Below are 18,084 nucleotides of genomic sequence, written 5' to 3' on the forward strand. Positions count from 1 at the left end.
TCAGGCCCGACACCCAGTGGCTCAGTTGCTCTTCACCGCATAATCCGGCTTCTTGTCGTTACCCGAGATAAACGGGCTCCACGGCTCGGCACGGATCGGCCCCTCGGTCTGCCACACCACGTTGAACTGACCGTCCGCCTGAATCTCGCCGATCATCACGGGTTTGTGCAGGTGGTGGTTGGTCTTGTCCATGGTCAGGGTGTACCCGGACGGCGCGGCAAAGGTCTGGCCGGCTAGGGCTTCGCGGACTTTGTCGACGTCGGTGGATTTGGCTTTCTCAGCCGCTTGCGCCCACATGTGGATGCCCACGTACGTGGCTTCCATCGGGTCGTTGGTCACCGCTTTGTCGGCGCCTGGCAGGTTGTGTTTCTTGGCGTAGGCTTTCCAGTCGGCCACGAATTTCTTGTTCGCCGGGTTCTCGACCGATTCAAAGTAGTTCCATGCCGCGAGGTTGCCCACCAGCGGCTTGGTGTCGATACCGCGCAGTTCTTCTTCGCCGACCGAGAACGCCACGACCGGGACGTCAGTGGCTTTCAGGCCCTGGTTGGCCAGTTCTTTGTAGAACGGCACGTTGGAGTCGCCGTTGACGGTGGAGATGACCGCGGTCTTGCCACCGGCCGAGAATTTTTTGATGTTGGCCACGATGGTTTGATAGTCGCTGTGACCGAACGGGGTGTAGACCTCTTCGATGTCCTTGTCCGCCACACCTTTGGAGTGCAGGAACGAGCGCAGAATCTTGTTGGTGGTGCGCGGGTAAACGTAGTCGGTACCCAGCAGGAAGTACCGTTTGGCGCTACCGCCTTCTTCGCTCATCAGGTATTCAACGGCCGGGATTGCCTGTTGGTTCGGCGCGGCACCGGTGTAGAACACGTTCGGCGACATCTCTTCGCCTTCGTATTGCACCGGGTAGAACAGCAGACCGTTGAGTTCTTCGAACACCGGCAATACCGATTTACGCGACACCGACGTCCAGCAACCGAACACCACCGCCACCTTGTCCTGAGTCAGCAGTTGACGGCCCTTTTCCGCGAACAGCGGCCAGTTGGATGCAGGGTCGACCACCACCGGTTCCAGCATCTTGCCGTTGACGCCACCCTTGGCGTTGATCTCGTCGATGGTCATCAGCGCCATGTCTTTGAGCGACGTTTCGGAGATCGCCATGGTGCCGGACAACGAATGCAGAATACCGACCTTGATGGTCTCGGCGGCCTGGAGGCTCCAGGTCATGCCCATCGCGGCAATGCTTGCCGTGAGTGTGAAAGCCTTGATCAAGCTGCGACGCTTCATTGTGCGATCTCCATGAACTTATGAATTTTCTTGGTTGGCAGATGCGGACTACTGAAGGGTCTTTAGCAAGGGCTGTGCCTGGTCGGCAAAAGGCAGGGAAATGTCGTATTAGAGCGGTTGCGTGGTTTGGGCGACGCACCATGAAGGATCGCGCCTGGCGCGTTGGTGCGAAGAGGTGCGCCACATTGGGGCGCAGATGTTGCGGGCTACACCAAACAAATGTGGGAGCGAGCTTGCTCGCGATAGCGGTGGGTCAGTCACAGTGATGCTGAATGTGATGCCGTCATCGCGAGCAAGCTCGCTCCCACAAGGGTTCAGCGGCGGCGCATGAGGCCGATGAAAAACAAACCACCGATGGCGGCTGTGGCGACGCCGATGGGCAGGTCCTCGGGGGCGATCAGGGTGCGGGCGGCGACGTCGACCCAGACCAGGAAGATGCTGCCCAGCAAAACGCACACCGGCAGCAATCGCCGATGCTCCGCCCCGACCAAACGCCGCGCAATGTGCGGCACCATCAGCCCGACAAACCCGATAGACCCGCTGATCGACACCAACACCCCAGTCATCAGCGAGGCAATCAAAAACACCCGCAACCGCACGGTGCGAGCATTGAGCCCGAGGGTCACGGCCGTCTGCTCGCCAGCCATCAGCGCATTCAACGGTCGGGCCATGCCAAGCAGCAAGACCAACCCCAGCAACACACTGGCGGCCGGCACCGCCAGCAACTCCCAACGCGCCAACCCGAGCCCACCAAGCATCCAGAACATCACCGCCGAACTCGCGCGGTGATCGCCGAGGAACAGCAGCAGATTGGCGATCGCCATCATCACGAACGACACCGCGACGCCACACAGCAGCAGCCGATCACTGTCCAGCCGCCCGTTGCGGTTGGCGATCATCAGCACAATCAGCATGCTCAGCAACGCGCCGATAAACGCCGCGATCGGCAAGGTCAGCAGACCGACGATTTCACCGACATGCAGCACCACGATCACGGCACCGAGGGTCGCGCCGGAGGTGACTCCAAGCAAATGCGGGTCGGCCAGCGGATTGCGCGTCACCGCTTGCAGCACTGCACCGATCAGCGCAAGCCCAGCGCCGACCAACGCGCCCAACAACATGCGCGGTACGCGAATCAGCCACACGATATGTTCCTGCCCTGCGGCCCAGTCCGGCACGCCGAAACCGAAAATCTTGTGCAACAGAATCCGCCACACCACGTCCACCGGCACCCGCGCCGGGCCGAAGCCCAGCGACACCACGCACGACACCAGCAACAACGCGCCGAGGGCCACCAGCAACAAGGCGTAGCGACGATTGATCATTCGCCGTGGAAACCCTTGGCCAGGGTTTCAACTGCCAGCACATTGTCGATCCCCGGCGTGGCCTGCACATACGGAATCACGATGAAGCGCTGATGCTTGATCGCGTCCACCGATTGCAGCGCCTTGTTGTTGAGCAGAAATTGCTCTTTCTGTTCGGCGGTGACTTCGCCGTAGTCGACGATCACGATCACCTGCGGATTACGCTCGACCACGTTCTCCCAGTTGACCCGGGTCCAACTTGCGTCGACGTCGTCGAGAATATTGCGCCCGCCAGCGGCGTCGATCAGCGCTTGCGGCATACCGAGACGGCCGGAGGTCATGGCGCGGTCTTCACCGCTGTCATAGAGGAACACGCGAGGTTTGTCTGCCGGCAGATCCTTGCGCACTTCGGCGACTTGCGACCGCATCTGGTTGATCAGGGCATTGGCGCGATCCTGCACGTCAAAGATTTTGCCGAGGTTGCGCAGGTCGTTGTAGGTGTCTTCCAGACTGGCCGGCGGACGCTTCATCACGAACGCGCAGGACTCGGTCAGCTCGTAGACATCGATGCCCAGCGGCTGCAACGTTTGCGGCGTGAGGTCACCGCCCACGCGCATGCCGTAATCCCAACCGGCGAAGAAGAAATCAACGTTGGCGTTGAGCAGGGTTTCCACCGACGGGTACTTGGCCGCCAACTCCGGCAAGCCATCGAGGATGGTCTGCGTCTGCGGCGTGACCGACTTCCAGCCCGTCACACCGCTATACCCGGCCATGCTGGGTTTCAGGCCGAGGGCGAGCATCATCTGGGTCATGTTGATGTCGTGGCTGACCGCGTGTTTCGGCGCTTGCTTGAAGGTCACTTCACGGTTGCAGCTCTGCACGGTCAACGGGTAGTAAGTGGCCTCGGCAAATGCTTGGGCATTGCCCAGTAACAGAGCAGCGCAAAGCAGGGAACGTAACGTCATGGTTGGGTGATCCAGGTGATTCGTGGGTAGCCGTGCAAGGGATGTTCATCGATCAGCGCTTCGACACCGAACACGTCACGCAGCAGTGGGGCGGTCAGGACTTCTTTCGGCGTGCCGCTGGCGACGATGCGCCCGTGATTGATCACGTACAGCCGATCGCAGAAAGCCGCCGCCAGGTTCAGGTCGTGAATGCTCGCCAGGGTGCCGATCTTCAGGCGTTTGACCAGTCGCAGCAGTTCGAGCTGATAACGCGGGTCGAGGTGATTGGTCGGCTCGTCGAGGATCAGCATTTGCGGTTGCTGAGCCAGGGCGCGGGCGAGGATCACGCGCTGTTTTTCACCGCCGGAGAGGGTGGCGAAGGCATGATCCTCGAAGCCTTTCAGACCGACTGATTCGAGGGCCTCGGTTGCGAGTTCTCTGTCCTCCAGGGTGTCGCCGTCGAACAGACCTTTGTGCGGTGTGCGGCCCATGGCGACCACTTCGTCGACGGTCAGGCCGAAGGCGTCGGGGAATTCCTGCAAGACCACGGCGATGCGTTGCGCGCACCAGCGCGATGATTGCTTCCAGACGTTGTGGTGGTCGAGTTTGACCTCGCCGCGCTCGGGTTTGCTGAAGCGCCAGGCACAGCGCAGCAGGCTGGTTTTGCCGCTGCCGTTGGGGCCGATCAGACCGACGAACTCACCGGGGGACACGTGCAAGGTTGCATCGCGCAGTTGGAACTGGTGATGGCAATGGCCGTGGCCCAGGGGTGTCCAGGCGAGGTTTGTGAGGTTCAGCGAGGTCATTGCGTGCTCGAAGTGCGGGTCGTTGCAGCGGGCCGACATTGTAAGGTCAACCGCACTGCAACAGGCATCTCGCTGTATTCAGGATGAAGATGAGGCGGATTCAGACTGGCTGCTCAAGCGCGACAGCAGCACCCGATCCAGCAGCCAAACCACCACCAGCGAAGCGCCCACCAACGGAAACGCCACTGCCAATGCAAACATGATGACCATCGCGGTTTTCCATTTCGGCAGGTCGTGGCGCAACGGCGGAACACCGAATTTTCCTTGTGGACGGCGCTTCCACCAGATCACCACGCCGCTGACCGCACTGAGCAAAATCATCAGGCAGATCAGCAGCACGATGATCTGGTTGAACACGCCGAACATCTTGCCTTCATGCAGCATTACGCCGATTTCAGTGGCGCGGGCGACGGTGCCGTATTGCTCGTAGCGCACGTCGGCGAGGACATCGCCGGTGTACTGATCGACATGCAGCGTGGCGTCGTTACGCGGGTCGTCGGCAAACACGGCGATGGTGAACACGCCGGTGTCTGTGGTCGGGAAGGTGATGCTGTAACCCGGCTCGACCTTGCGTTGCACGGCGATGTTCTGCACGTCTTGCAGGCTGATGGTCGGTGCCGCAGGGCCGGCTTTTGCTCCGTCGTGGGCCATGTGTTCGGCGTGGTCGCCGGACATTGGCATCGGCGTGTTTTCCATGGCCCAGGGCACAGTCTGGCGGGTGGCGCTGTTGAGGCTGCGGGCCTCGACGTCGGACTTGGGCACGTTGTCCCACATCGCTGCCGGGAACACGTTCCAGACCTGCGCGTATTTCTGGCCCCAGAACCCGGTCCAGGTCATGCCGCTGAGCAGCATCACCAGCAGCAACGATGCGCCCCAGAAGCCGGTGACGGCATGCAAATCGCGCCACAGCACCCGACCGCGACTGGTCAGGCGCGGCCACAAAATACCCGCGGCCTGGCCACGCGGCCACCACAGGAACACGCCGGAAACCACCAGCACCACGCCCCAACCGGCGGCCAGTTCGACCAGTCGATCACCAACGGTGCCGATCATCAATTCGCCGTGAATGGCTCGCGCCACCGCTTGCAGATTTTTCTTGGCGTCTTGCTCGCCGAGGATGTCGCCCTGGTACGGATCGACGAATACGTTGAGCTCGGTGCCGCCATTGATCACGACAAACTGAGCGCTGCGCTCGGCGTTGACCGGCGGCAGGTACTGTTTGATCGTGGCTTGTGGATAGGCCTGTTTCACCCGCTTGAGCAGGTCGTCGGCCGGGACGCTGTGATGCCCGGCCGGGACATTCAGCAGGCTGCCGTACATCAACGGGTCGAGTTGCGGCTTGAACAGGTAAATGATGCCGGTCAGGGCCAGCATCACCATGAATGGCGCGACGAACAGACCGGCATAGAAATGCCAGCGCCAGGCCAGGTTGTAGAAATTCGGTTTGGGCTGTTTCATCAGGTGTGCTCCGCTTTGGCATGGATCTTTTAGTTGTTTGTTTGCGGTTGCTGCGCAACCGATCGCGAGCAGGCTCGCTCCCACAGGTTCAACACTGTCCATGTGGGAGCGAGCTTGCTCGCGATGCTTTTAGAAGCTCATGTCCACCTTGGTCCAGAGCGTGCGCCCCGGTTCTTTAATGGCTTGCGGGTCATTGGCCGGGTAGCCGAAACCGGCGTTGCCGGCCAGGTTCAAGTGCTCGGCGTACGCCTTGCCGAACAGGTTGTCGACGCCGGTGCTGACCTTCCAGTTTTTGTTGATCCGGTACGCGCCATTGAGCGAGAACACGCCAAAACCCGGGGTCTTGTCGAAGTCCTTGCCGACCACGTTGCCCTTGTTCTGGTCGATGCGGTTTTGCGCTGCGACCACGCGCCACAAGGCCCCGGCACTCCAGTTGTCTTCGCTGTAGGTCAGGCCGAAACGTGCGTCCAGCGGCGGCATTTGCGGCAGTGCGTTGCCGTCGCTACTGTTTTTGCCCCAGGCGTAGGCCAGGGTCGCATCGGCCTTCCAGTTGCTGGTCAGCTTGTAGGCCGCACCCAATTCGCCGCCCATGATCCGCGCGTCGATGTTCTGTGCTTGCGAGGTCATGCCCATCATTCCGGGCGTGTAGTTGAACAGGATGTAGTCGCGCACCTGCCCGACGTAACCCGAGGCCCAGGCTTCGAGGTCTTCGGTCTTGTATTGCAGGCCGAAGTCGAGCTGGGTGGTTTTTTCAGGCTTGATCGAATCGAAGGCATTCACCGAGCCGGCGGGGCCGGACTTGGGTGAAAACAGCTCCCAGTAATCCGGGAAACGCTGGGTGTGACCGAGGCCGGCATACAGCGTGGTCGGGCTGTCGGCCAGGTCATGCTCATAACGGACGAACCCGCTTGGCAGGGTGTCGGCGCGGGTATCGTCGGCGGTCGGGTTAGGGCGCGCCATCATCCCGGAGCCAGTGGTCTGCCGCAAATCCTTGGCCGAAGCACGGTCCAGTCGCACGCCGGTAATCAGCCGGTCACGGTCGGCGGCGTACCAGGTCAATTCGCTGAACACGCCGTAGTTGTGGAAGTCGGCGTCCTTGTTGCGCGGCAGATCCTTGTAGACGTCGATGCCCATGGCGCTGCGCTGGCGATGTTCGCTGGTCTGCGCATCGATGCCGCTGATCAACTGCACATCGGCCCAACGCCAGGTGGCTTTGATCCGTGCGCCGAGGGTTCGACGGTCGACGTTGGAGGCCATCGGGCCAGCCATCATTCCGGTGCCGGACGGCGTGCGCAGGGTGTAGTTGTCCATCACGTGGTCGGCGTAGTTGTAGTAAACCTGCGCCTCGACCTTGTCCAGCACATCGCCGATGTTCGACTGCTCGAAACGCAGGCCCAGGCTTTCGCGCTTGAACTGCGAACCGTCCATGCCGCGTCCGGCGTAACGCGCTTCGCCATCGCCCTTGCCGGCGGTGAGTTCCAGCAGGGTGTCGGCGTCCGGGGTCCAGCCCACCGCGACGTCGCCATTCCATTTGTCATAGCGCGACGGCACGGTGTCGTTGTTGCCGTCCTGGTAGTCGTCGGCATGCGCGGTGTTGCCGATCACTCGCACGTAACCCAATGGCCCGCCGGCAGCAGCGTCCACCACTTTGTCGAAACGGCCGTTGGAGCCAGCCAGCACGCTGGCGTTCACCCGCGTGCCGAGTTCGCCGAAGCTTTGCGGCTCACGGTCGAAGAGGATGGTCCCGGCCGATGCGCCCGGTCCCCAGAGCACGGTTTGCGGGCCTTTGATGACGGTCAGTTTGTCGTAGGTTTCCGGCGAGATGTACGAGGTCGGTGCGTCCATTCGGCCGGGGCAGGCGCCGAGCAACTGGCCGCCGTTGGTGAGGATGTTCAACCGCGAGCCGAACATGCCGCGCAGCACCGGGTCGCCGTTGGTGCCGCCATTGCGCACCAGGGCGAAGCCCGGGATGGTTTTCAGGTAGTCGCCACCGTCGCTGGCCGGCACCGGTTGGCGCGGGTCTTTGGGGTTGGTGACGATGGTCAGTGGCGAACTCGGCGCGATGGCGGTGATCACCGTCGGGCTCAGTTCTTCACTGTGGCCCGCGTGTTCGTTGGCCAACACCGTGGGTGTCAGCAGTGCGCCGCAAAGGACGGCGGTGGCGTGCCTGAAACGAATACTCGATTCGTTCGGGGCAAAAGAAGCTTGGGCAGCGCTCAAGCGTGTGTCAGCAGAAAACCTGGACATGACAATTTCCATCGAACAGTCGTAAACGACACGGCCGGCAGCCTGCGGCTGTCTTCTAAACCGTGTGAGATCGGAGGTATGTGTTTACGCAGTGATGGGCGGGGCGCGGGTGCGGGCGCCGGGGAAGAAGGTTTGCCGGGCGTGGCCCAGGCGAGGGGAAGGTGTGGTGAAAGTGGTGGCTTTTGGCGTATCGAATGCGGCGAAGGACTGGCCGCCGGTCAGCGCCGGGCAATTGAACAGCAGGCTGCAATAGCCGCATTTTTCCCAGAGCGCGTGATGTGAGGCTTTTGGCGGGCAGTGTTCGGCAGCGGGTTGCGCGCCGTGGTCGGCATGCTCCATCGCCGACATGTCCATGCTCATGTCCATCGACATGTTCATGGTCATCGAGGAGGCGCGTTGATCCATCGGCATCGACTGAGCAATCAGCGGACCGATAAAGATCATCAACATGGCGAACAGGCTGATCCAGCTACCGCGCGTCAGGCTTAACGGCTGACGACGGTGTGCGGATGACCTGGCGCTAAGCGGGCGCATGGGCGTTTTTGCTCAGTCGCTTACTGGGCGTGGACGTGCATCTGCATGCCTTCTGGCGGCGTCTTCTGCACCGAGACATCGACCGTCACGTCACCGGACTTTTCGAAATGCATCGTCAGCGGGAAGCGTTTGCCATCGCTCAGCAGACTGCGATCTTTCAGGTTAACCAGCATCACGTGATAGGCCATCGGCGCAAAGGTGACGTTGCCACCGGCAGGAATGTCGACGCTCGGCACCTGCTGCATTTTCATCAGATCGTTCTGCATCACATGCTCGTGCAGCTGGGCCTCGCCTGCAATCGGCGAGTCGACGCTGAGCAGTCGGTCGGCCGTTTTACCGCTGTTGTGAATCACGAAATACGCCGCGACCGTTGGCGCGTTTGGCGGCAACTCCTGCGACCACGGATGAGCGATTTCCAGCTCCCCGGCCTTGTATTCTTGGGCATTGGCAAAGCAGGCAGGCAGCAGCAACACAGCCAGGACGATGAGTTTGTTCAACATGGCAGTTCTCCAGAGCGATTCAAAACGCAGGTCAATTGCGAGAAGGAATCACACCAGAGGGGAAGCGCGAGGATTAAGACTTGGCCATTGCTGGCGCGGTGTCGGTGTATCGAGAGAGGCATGAGGCAGGCTTCGATTGGCATCGAAACGCGCGAAATACAGTTGCGGCATGTGCCCGGGCAGCGCCACCAGTGGCGCGGAACCTGAACAGCACCAGCAATGTTGCATGTTGGAGTGATTGTCACTCTGCGGGGCTTTCTGTTCGATATCGCCCAGGGAAATCGCCACCATCTTCGTGCCGCTGGCGGAGCAGAAACTGCCCCACAACAACTGCTCGGCAGGCGATTTCGCCGTCTGCGCCATCGCTCCCGTCATCGGCATGGCGAGCATGTTGAACAGCACTGCGAAGCAGGCGATCCAGGCAAATGCGAGCCGTTGTCGGGACATGGGGAAAATCCGGTTGGGTGGGCGATCAGGCGCGGCTATTTAGCCTGATCAGGGCCGATAAGTAAAAAAGCGGCGTGCGGTGTGGTGTCGCAGTGCAATCAGAGAGCGCTGGCGTGCAAGCGCAGACCCAAAGCTTTCATAACCTTCATGATAGTCGCGAATTCCGGATTGCCAGTGCTGCCCAATGCTTTGTACAGACTTTCACGACCCAGGCCTGCATCACGGGCAATCTGTGTCATGCCCTTTGCTCGGGCTATGTCGTTAAGGGCTGCACGTATGAGCACTCCGTCGCCAGCATCCTCTTCAAAACAGGCGTCCAGGTAAGCGGCCATTTCTTCTGGTGTTTTTAGAAATTCGGCGGCATCGAAACGGGTGAATTGTTCGGCCATGATTTACTCCTCATTACCGATGTTTTGCGCCATTTGAATTGCGCGTTTGATGTCTCGTTTTTGAGTCGACTTGTCACCACCCACCAGCAGCAGGTAAACCACTTCACTTCGGCGGGTGAAATACATCCTGTAGCCGGGACCGTAATGCACACGCATTTCATAAACAGTTCCGCCTACCGGTTCGCAATCACCAAAATTTCCATGTTCGGCAGCTCGGAGCCTCGCGATGATCCGAGCCTTGCCAATGGTGTCTCTCAGTAAATCAAGCCAATCGGCAAAAGCTCGGGATCGTTCGAAGTCGATCATGTTTGATCGTATTCCTTGGGATACAGGTTGGCAAGCCGCACTTTCCTCGGGCCGAATTTAGCCGTCCCTTAGGATGCAAGGTTGGTGTGCTTGTTAGGATCAGAGGGCTCGGACTATAGGATTGAAGCCATAGAGTGGATAGCCGGCTCCGTCCGAGAGTGTTGCCGGCAAAGTCGCAAGGTTATGCAAGTCTCAGGAATCGTCTGACACCGATAGGGCTGCCAACACCTCTGTCACCGACCCAAACTCCCGATCAACCCCCGGCAACACCGGCCGCTGCAAAACGATCACCGGTACCCCACGCTCCCGTGCCACTTCCAGTTTCGGCTCGGTTGCGGTGCTGCCGCTGTTCTTGCTGATCAGTACATCAATCTGCCGACGTTCAAACAGTTCACGTTCATCCTCGATCAGAAACGGTCCACGCGCTCCGATCACTTCGCAGCGTTCGTTGCCGGGATAAACGTCCAGGGCACGCAGGGTCCAGAATTGTTCTGGCGGGATTTCATGCAGGTGCTGCAACGGTTCGCGGCCAAGGGTGAACAGCGGTCGCCGGAACGGTTCCAACGCTTCGATCAACTCGGCCCAGTCGCTGACATCTCGCCAGTCATCGCCGGCCTGTGGTTGCCAGGCCGGGCGCCTTAACGCCCAGCATGCAATGCCGCTCAACCGCGCAGCGGTGGCGGCGTTCTGGCTGATTTGTGCGGCGTAGGGGTGGGTGGCGTCCAGCAGCAGATCGATCCCTTCATCCCGAATGAATTGCGCAAGCCCTTCGGCACCGCCGTAACCACCCACGCGAACCAGACAGCTCAGATCTGTCGGCACACGTCCAACACCGGCCAGGCTATAGATGTGTTCCGGCCCCAGGGTCCGGGCGATGGCCAAGGCTTCCGTCACGCCACCGAGCAACAACACGCGCTTCATTGAAAAGCTCCCGCATGGCCGACAATCCCGCCCTGGCGATCGATGGCAAATACTTCAACCTGAACCTGCGCCGGCACCACGCTGCGGGCAAAGTCCAACGCGTGCTGACACACCGCATCTCCGAGCGCGATGCCCGTAGCGCTGGCCATCGCCAACGCCTGCTGACTGGTATTGGCCTCGCGAATCCCTTGCTGCAACGCCTCATCGGCGCCAATCGCCGCCGCCCACTCGGCCAGTTGCGGCAGGTCGATGCTCGAATGTCGACTGTGCAAATCCATGTGCCCGGCCGCCAGTTTACTGATCTTGCCGAAGCCGCCGCACAGGCTGAGTTTATCCACAGGCACTTTGCGCAGATGTTTGAGCACGGCGCCGACGAAGTCGCCCATTTCGATCAGGGCGATTTCCGGCAGGTCGTAGACCCGGCGAATGGTGTCTTCACTGGCGTTGCCGGTGCACGCGGCGATGTGCAGGTAACCGTTGGTTTTGGCGACGTCGATGCCCTGATGGATAGAGGCAATGTACGCCGCGCAGGAAAACGGCCGGACGATGCCGCTGGTGCCGAGAATCGACAAACCGCCGAGAATCCCCAGGCGCGGGTTCATGGTTTTCAAGGCCAGCGCTTCACCGCCCTCTACGTTGACGGTGACCTCGAAGCCGCCGCTGTAGCCGAGTTCGTCGGCCAGCAGGGTCAAGTGATCGGTGATCATCTTGCGCGGCACCGGGTTGATCGCGGGTTCGCCGACGCCGAGCACCAGCCCCGGCCGGGTCACCGTGCCGACGCCACGACCGGCATTGAAGCGAACACCCGGTCGGGCGTTCAGGCGCACGTGGGAGTAGAGCAGGGCTCCGTGGGTCACATCGGGGTCGTCGCCCGCGTCCTTGATCGTCCCGGCCTCGGCGCCGTCATCCATCAACCGACAGAACTCCAGACGCATCTGCACCTGTTTGCCTTTGGGCAATACGATCTGCACCGCATCCGTCGAGGTGCCGCCGAGTAACAGTCGAGCCGCCGCAAGGCAGGTGGCGGTGGCGCAGCTGCCGGTGGTCAGGCCGCTGCGCAACGGTGCGGGTTGTTCGGCGGTTTCGTCACGCATCGAAAGGCTTCGTCACTTCCAGCAAGGTAATCGGCAACGCCTGACGCCAGGTATCGAAGTCTCCCAGCGGTTGGGCTTGAGCGATATGGATCCGCGTCAGCTCGCCGCCGTGCTGCTCGCGCCAAGCCATCAAAGTCATTTCACTTTGTAGCGTGACGGCGTTGGCGATCAGTCGACCGCCGGGCTTGAGTGCGGCCCAGCACGTGTTGAGCACGCCCTCGCGGGTGACACCGCCACCGATGAAAATGGCGTCTGGATCCTCGAGCCCGGCCAAGGCCAGCGGTGCACTGCCGCGAATCAGCTGCAGGCCGGGAACACCGAGGGCATCTCGGTTGTGTTCGATCAACAGCTGCCGCCCTTCATCCGCCTCGATGGCCAGCGCCCGGCAACTGGGGTGGGCGCGCATCCATTCGATGCCGATCGAGCCGCTGCCGGCGCCGACGTCCCACAAGAGTTCACCGGGTATCGGAGCGAGACGCGCGAGCGTGATGGCGCGCACATCGCGTTTGGTCAGTTGGCCGTCGTGCTTGAAGGCTGAATCCGGCAGGCCGGCCATTCGGGAGAGGCGCTGAGTGGTGGGTTCAGCGATGCACTCGATGGCGATCAGGTTCAGATCGGCGATAACAGGATTGTTCCAGTCATTGGCGACACCCTCGATGCGTCGTTCGGCTGTACCGCCCAGATGTTCCAGCACGGTGAGGCGACTCGGCCCGAAACCGCTTTCACGCAACAGTGTCGCGATTGCAGCCGGGCTCTTGCCGTCGTTGCTCAACACCAGCAAGCGGGCACCGCTGAACAACTGCGCATTGAGTGCGGCGATGGGACGGGCAACCACCGAAAGTGTCACCACATCCTGCAACGGCCAGCCCATTCGCGCCGCCGCCAGCGAGCAGGAGGAGGGCGCCGGCAGTATCAGCATTTCATCACTGGACAGCTGCCGGGCCAGGCTTGCGCCTACACCGAAGAACATCGGATCGCCGCTGGCCAGCACGCAGACCGGTTCGCCGCGTAGCGCCAAAACCGGTTCAAGGGAGAAAGGGCTGGGCCACAATTGCCGCTCGCCACGGATGCACACCGGCAGCAAATCCAGTTGCCGCTGACCGCCAATGATCCGCGAAGCGCGCAGCAGAGCGTGTCGGGCGTTTTTGCCCAGGCCCTTGAAGCCGTCTTCGCCGATTCCCACTACTGTCAGCCACGGTGACATCTATAGCCCTCAAATATAGTCCTCAAACGGACTGTTCCGACGGGCAGGCTTTTCATGCCGTCGAACAAAGCAGGCATAATACCGCGCCTTCGCCCGCGAAGCGCCTTTCCCACACAGCCGGTCGCCCCCTTGAACAAACGCCCGATGTCCTTAGCCTTACGCCCCTCGGCCTGTCCGGGGTTGCTGCGTATCGTCCAGGCGCTGGATGGCGGTATCTGCCGGATCAAGTTGAATGGCGGTTTGATCAATTCGGCTCAGGCCGACGCGGTGGCCAGTGCTGCCGAAAGGTTCGCCGGCGGCGTGATCGAGGCGACCAACCGCGCCAACCTGCAAATTCGTGGGATCGGCAGTGAACATGACGCCTTGATCGATTGCTTGATGGCTGCCGGGTTGGGGCCAAGCACCGCCGCTGGCGACGATGTGCGCAATGTGATGCTCAGCCCGAGTGCGGGCATTGATCAGCAGATGCTGTTCGACACGCGCCCGCTGGCCGAACAGATCCTCGTCACGCTGCAAAGCCATGAACGCTTCCACGACCTCAGCGCCAAGTTTGCCGTGCAACTGGATGGCGGCGAAGGTCTGGCGATGCTCGAGCATCCTCATGATCTGTGGTTGTCCGCCACTGAGCGTGAGGGCGAGTTGGTTTTTGCATTCGGTCTCGCGGGGTGTCCCGTGGACTCGCCTGTGGGGGCGGTGTCACTGGCGCAGGGCCACCCGCTGGTGGTCGCGGTGCTGGAGTTGTTTCTTGATCTGGCGCGTCCCGATCAGACACGTATGCGGCATTTGCTGGCTGAGTGCTCGCTCGACGAGTTTCTCGCTCGTCTGGCCGAACGTGTGCCGTTGATGCCCATCACGGGTTGGCAGCGCAAGGTAAGTCCGGGTGTCTTGCACATCGGCGCTCATCCGCAGCGTGACGCTGAGCATGTGTATATCGGCGCGGTGCCGCCGCTGGGTCGCCTCAATCCCGCGATGCTCAGAGGCGTCGCGCAACTGGCACGTGACCAGGGTGACGGCAGCCTGCGTTTCACACCCTGGCAAAGCCTGTTGTTGCCCGGTGTTCATGTCGACACGGCGGCTCAAGTTATCCACAGTCTCGAACAGCTCGGTCTGCGTTGCTCGGTCGACGATGCCTTGGCGCACCTGATCGCCTGCACCGGCTCAGCGGGTTGCGGCAAAGGCCTGGCCGACACCAAGGGCGATGCCCGGCAATTAGCCGCGCTGCTGCAACGTCACGGCCAAACCCTGAATATGCATCTGTCCGGTTGCCCGCGTTCCTGTGCTGCTGCGCACAGTGCGCCGGTTACCTTGCTGGCCGTCAGCCCCGGTCACTACGACCTCTATTTTCGCGATGCAGCGCAGCCGGGTTTCGGCGTGCTGCACACACGCAACCTTACTATTGAAGCGGTCGCAGCCTTGCTCGACGCCCGCTCACGGAGCCCCCTTGATGCTTGATTACATCCGCGACGGTCAGGAGATCTATCGCAACTCCTTCGCGATCATTCGTGCCGAGGCCAACCTCGAGCGTATTCCGGCTGACCTGGAAAAACTCGCGGTCCGTGTGATCCACGCCTGCGGCATGGTCGACGCCATCGACGGGCTGCAATTCTCCGAAGGTGCGGGCAAGGCCGGGCGTGATGCGCTGGCCGCCGGCGCACCGATTCTGTGCGATGCGCGGATGGTCAGCGAAGGCGTGACCCGTACTCGTTTGCCAGCAAACAATGAGGTCATCTGCACCCTGCGCGATGACAGCGTTCCGGAGCTTGCCCGCGAGCTGGGCAACACCCGCTCCGCCGCCGCGCTGGAACTGTGGCGTCCGCACCTGGAAGGCAGTGTGGTGGTGATCGGCAACGCGCCGACCGCGCTGTTTTATCTGTTGGAAATGCTCGATGCCGGCGCGCCGAAACCGGCACTGATCCTCGGCTTCCCGGTGGGCTTCGTCGGCGCCGCCGAATCCAAGGCAGCGCTCGCGGCGGACAGCCGCGGCGTGCCTTTCGTCATCATGCAAGGCCGGCTGGGCGGCAGCGCCATGGCCGCCGCCGCCGTCAATGCCCTCGCCACGGAGATCGAATGATGCAGCAACCTGGACGTTTGATCGGCCTGGGCGTCGGCCCCGGTGATCCGGAGCTGATTACTGTCAAAGCCCTGCGCCTGCTGCGCGAGTCGCCGGTGGTGGCGTACTTCGTCGCCAAGGGCAAAAAGGGCAACGCCTTCGGCATCATCGAAGCGCATTTGCAAGACGCGCAAACGCTGCTGCCGCTGGTCTATCCAGTGACCACCGAAGTGCTTCCGGCACCGCTGTCGTACGAACAAGTCATCAGCGATTTCTACGATGCGGCCGGCGAAGAACTCGCCGCGCACCTGGACGCTGGCCGTGACGTGGCGGTGATCTGCGAAGGCGATCCGTTCTTCTACGGCTCCTACATGTACCTGCACGATCGACTGGCCGAGCGTTATGAAGCCGAAGTTGTGCCGGGTGTCTGCTCGATGCTCGGCGGCGCTTCGGTGCTGGGTGCGCCGCTGGTGTATCGGAATCAGAGTTTGTCAGTGCTGTCGGGTGTGTTGCCCGCCGACGATCTCAAGCGTCGTCTGGCCGATGCCGATGCCGCCGTGATCATGAAGCTGGGGCGCAACTTTCCCAAGGTCCGTCAGGTGCTCGAAGAACTCGGGCTGGCGGAACGTGCGCTGTATGTTGAACGCGCGACCATGGCCAATCAGAAAATCGTCCCGCTGGATCAGGTCGAGCCGATGTCCTCGCCCTACTTCTCGTTGATCATTGTTCCCGGCGAACGGTGGCAAGGCTGATGGCCCGTCCAGTGCCGGCAATTGTCATTCTGGGCAATGGCAGCCTCGCGACTGCGCGCAAGATTGCGCAGCTATACCCTGGCGCATTGATCCATGGTCTGGCCGAACGGGTGGAAGGCGCGGACCGCGTCTATCACGAATTCGGCGCCACCCTGCGTGAGTTCTATCAACAGGACACGCCGATCATCGCCTTATGCGCTGCGGGCATCGTGATCCGAACGCTGGCCCCGCTTTTGTTGGAAAAAGGCGCCGAGCCGCCAGTGCTGGCCGTGGCCGAAGACGGCAGCGCCGTGGTGCCGCTGCTCGGCGGCCTCGGTGGCGTGAACGTCATGGCGCGAGAGATTGCTGCCGGTCTAGAGGTTGCGGCGGCGATCACCACCAGCGGCGAATTGCGCTTCGGCACCTGCCTGCTCAATCCACCCAGCGGTTATGCCCTCGGTGATCTGGAATTGGGCAAGCGCTTCGTCTCGGATTTGCTCGCCGGCCAAAGCGTACGCGTCGAAGGGGCTGCGCCGTGGCTGGCGCAGGCGCAGTTGCCGCAAGATCCTCACGCGCATCTGTCGATCCACGTCGGCCATGCCGAGCGGACACCGGCAGCCAATGAATTGATGATTTACCCGCGCAATGTGTTGGTGGCGGTGAGCAGCGAGGTGACGGATCTGCCAGGCGCCATTCGCGCGGCTCTGCACCAAGCGAAAATCGCCGTGCAATCGGTGGCGTGCCTGTTGGCCAGCGGTCTGGACATGGCCAGTGCGGCGCTGCGCGAAGCGGCACTTGAACTGGGTGTACCTCTGCGGTTTGCGTCGGTCAGCGGCGGCGTTAGCGAGTTGTCCCGCCACACCGTGCCGAACGCTACCATCGTGTCAGCGGATACCAGCATTGCCATCGCGGTGGCCACTCAGCCGCTGGACGCTGCGCAGATCGGCCATGCACGCGGTCGTTTGGCGGTAATCGGTCTGGGCCCTGGCGCCGCCGAACTGATGGTGCCAGCGGTCAAGGCCGAACTGGCCAGGGCCACCGACGTTCTCGGTTACGAAACCTACGTGCGCATGGCCGGGCCGTTCCGCGAAGACCAAGTGCTGCATTGCACTGACAACCGCGAAGAAATGCAGCGTGCCCGCCACGCCTTCGAACTGGCGGCGCAAGGCCGTTCGGTGATTGTGGTTTCATCCGGTGACCCCGGTGTGTTCGCCATGGCGGCAGCGGTGCTTGAAGCGTTGCATGAGTCGAGTGAGCCGAGCTGGCACAGCGTCGATCTGGAAGTCCTTCCGGGTGTTTCCGCGTCACTGGCGACGGCCGCTCAAGCAGGTGCGCCGTTGGGGCATGACTTCTGCGTGATGTCGCTGTCGGACAACCTCAAACCCTGGGCGATCATCGAGAAGCGTCTGGACCTGGCCGCCGAAGCCGATCTGGCGCTGGCCTTCTACAACCCCATCTCCCGCGCGCGGCCATGGCAACTGGGTCAGGCGCTGGAAATCGTCGGACGGCATCGCACTCCGGAAACGGTCGTGGTGTTGGGCCGCGACATTGGCCGTCCTGGTCAGACGCTACGGGTTACCACGCTCGGTGAACTGACCCCCGACCAGGTGGACATGCGCACCATGGTGCTGATCGGTTCCTCCACCACCTGCGTGTTCCCTCGTGCCGAGGGTGGCGAGTGGGTGTATACGCCGCGCTGGTATGGCGAAAAGCCGACCAGTTAAGCCATGGCGGTCAGTTCTGCTGGCCGCCACTGCTCCTCGACCGCGTAAGATTTTTCACTGAAAGACACCGGAAACACGTTCGTACTGAAGTCGCAAGTCGACGTCACGAGCGTCGAATTGTTGTGCCCGCGCATAAGG

Annotated in this window: 18 protein-coding genes; 4 read left to right on the top strand and 14 right to left on the bottom strand. The window is 61.7% G+C overall.

Translation table 11 applies throughout. The features are described from left to right. Nucleotides 1-21: 21 nt before the first annotated feature. From urtA to cbiE, 14 genes are all read right to left on the bottom strand, one after another. Nucleotides 22-1,287, bottom strand: coding sequence for an urea ABC transporter substrate-binding protein (urtA, locus tag ACA056_RS02810; protein WP_150656588.1), 1,266 nt, complete (start codon nt 1,285-1,287; stop codon nt 22-24). Nucleotides 1,288-1,601: 314 nt separating this feature from the next. Beyond that, nucleotides 1,602-2,612 carry a FecCD family ABC transporter permease gene (locus ACA056_RS02815; protein ID WP_134419897.1) on the bottom strand — a complete coding sequence of 337 codons (1,011 nt, stop codon included), beginning with the start codon at nt 2,610-2,612 and terminating at the stop codon, nt 1,602-1,604. Beyond that, nucleotides 2,609-3,556 carry an ABC transporter substrate-binding protein gene (locus ACA056_RS02820; protein WP_497270342.1) on the bottom strand — a complete coding sequence of 316 codons (948 nt, stop codon included), beginning with the start codon at nt 3,554-3,556 and terminating at the stop codon, nt 2,609-2,611. The genes ACA056_RS02815 and ACA056_RS02820 overlap by 4 nt, the downstream gene beginning before the upstream one ends. Next, nucleotides 3,553-4,341, bottom strand: a complete 789-nt coding sequence (locus ACA056_RS02825) for an ABC transporter ATP-binding protein (protein WP_497273484.1) — start codon at nt 4,339-4,341, stop codon at nt 3,553-3,555. Before ACA056_RS02825 ends, ACA056_RS02820 begins: the two co-directional genes overlap by 4 nt. 78 nt (nt 4,342-4,419) lie before the next feature. Beyond that, nucleotides 4,420-5,799 carry a PepSY-associated TM helix domain-containing protein gene (locus tag ACA056_RS02830; RefSeq protein ID WP_497270344.1) on the bottom strand — a complete coding sequence of 460 codons (1,380 nt, stop codon included), beginning with the start codon at nt 5,797-5,799 and terminating at the stop codon, nt 4,420-4,422. A 129-nt stretch (nt 5,800-5,928) separates the two neighbouring features. After that, entirely contained in the window at nt 5,929-8,046 is a 2,118-nt protein-coding gene (locus ACA056_RS02835) for a TonB-dependent copper receptor (RefSeq protein WP_497270346.1), read from the bottom strand. 84 nt (nt 8,047-8,130) lie between these two features. Beyond that, nucleotides 8,131-8,580, bottom strand: a complete 450-nt coding sequence (locus ACA056_RS02840) for a DUF2946 domain-containing protein (protein ID WP_497270348.1) — start codon at nt 8,578-8,580, stop codon at nt 8,131-8,133. Between the two features lie 20 nt (nt 8,581-8,600). After that, on the bottom strand, nt 8,601-9,080 hold the full coding sequence (locus tag ACA056_RS02845; RefSeq protein WP_497270350.1) for a copper chaperone PCu(A)C: 480 nt from the start codon (nt 9,078-9,080) through the stop codon (nt 8,601-8,603). Nucleotides 9,081-9,128: 48 nt separating this feature from the next. Beyond that, nucleotides 9,129-9,527, bottom strand: coding sequence for a DUF2946 domain-containing protein (locus ACA056_RS02850; protein WP_497270352.1), 399 nt, complete (start codon nt 9,525-9,527; stop codon nt 9,129-9,131). A 98-nt stretch (nt 9,528-9,625) separates the two neighbouring features. Continuing rightward, nucleotides 9,626-9,916, bottom strand: coding sequence for an addiction module antidote protein (locus tag ACA056_RS02855; protein WP_074873403.1), 291 nt, complete (start codon nt 9,914-9,916; stop codon nt 9,626-9,628). Nucleotides 9,917-9,919: 3 nt separating this feature from the next. Next, nucleotides 9,920-10,222 carry a type II toxin-antitoxin system RelE/ParE family toxin gene (locus ACA056_RS02860; RefSeq protein ID WP_497270354.1) on the bottom strand — a complete coding sequence of 101 codons (303 nt, stop codon included), beginning with the start codon at nt 10,220-10,222 and terminating at the stop codon, nt 9,920-9,922. A gap of 192 nt (nt 10,223-10,414) precedes the next feature. After that, a complete protein-coding gene (locus ACA056_RS02865) occupies nt 10,415-11,143 on the bottom strand; it encodes a cobalt-precorrin-6A reductase (protein WP_497270356.1) in 729 nt (242 codons plus the stop codon). Next, nucleotides 11,140-12,237: a cobalt-precorrin-5B (C(1))-methyltransferase gene (locus ACA056_RS02870; protein WP_497270358.1), complete on the bottom strand. Its 1,098-nt coding sequence runs from the start codon at nt 12,235-12,237 to the stop codon at nt 11,140-11,142. The genes ACA056_RS02865 and ACA056_RS02870 overlap by 4 nt, the downstream gene beginning before the upstream one ends. Further along, nucleotides 12,230-13,441: a precorrin-6y C5,15-methyltransferase (decarboxylating) subunit CbiE gene (cbiE, locus tag ACA056_RS02875; RefSeq protein ID WP_497270360.1), complete on the bottom strand. Its 1,212-nt coding sequence runs from the start codon at nt 13,439-13,441 to the stop codon at nt 12,230-12,232. Before cbiE ends, ACA056_RS02870 begins: the two co-directional genes overlap by 8 nt. A gap of 144 nt (nt 13,442-13,585) precedes the next feature. Between cbiE and cobG the strand changes: the two genes are divergently transcribed. Genes cobG through cobJ form a run of 4 tightly spaced genes read left to right on the top strand, consistent with a single transcriptional unit; the run spans nt 13,586 to nt 17,946 of the window. Next, on the top strand, nt 13,586-14,893 hold the full coding sequence (cobG, locus tag ACA056_RS02880; RefSeq protein ID WP_497270362.1) for a precorrin-3B synthase: 1,308 nt from the start codon (nt 13,586-13,588) through the stop codon (nt 14,891-14,893). Further along, entirely contained in the window at nt 14,886-15,512 is a 627-nt protein-coding gene (locus ACA056_RS02885) for a precorrin-8X methylmutase (RefSeq protein WP_123367583.1), read from the top strand. The genes cobG and ACA056_RS02885 overlap by 8 nt, the downstream gene beginning before the upstream one ends. Beyond that, the gene (locus ACA056_RS02890) at nt 15,512-16,243 is read left to right on the top strand and encodes a precorrin-2 C(20)-methyltransferase (protein WP_497273485.1); all 732 of its coding nucleotides are present in this window, start codon (nt 15,512-15,514) and stop codon (nt 16,241-16,243) included. Before ACA056_RS02885 ends, ACA056_RS02890 begins: the two co-directional genes overlap by 1 nt. Further along, nucleotides 16,243-17,946, top strand: coding sequence for a precorrin-3B C(17)-methyltransferase (cobJ, locus tag ACA056_RS02895; RefSeq protein ID WP_497270364.1), 1,704 nt, complete (start codon nt 16,243-16,245; stop codon nt 17,944-17,946). Before ACA056_RS02890 ends, cobJ begins: the two co-directional genes overlap by 1 nt. Nucleotides 17,947-18,084: the final 138 nt, after the last annotated feature.

The sequence above is a fragment of the Pseudomonas sp. LBUM1666 genome (genome assembly GCF_059695775.1).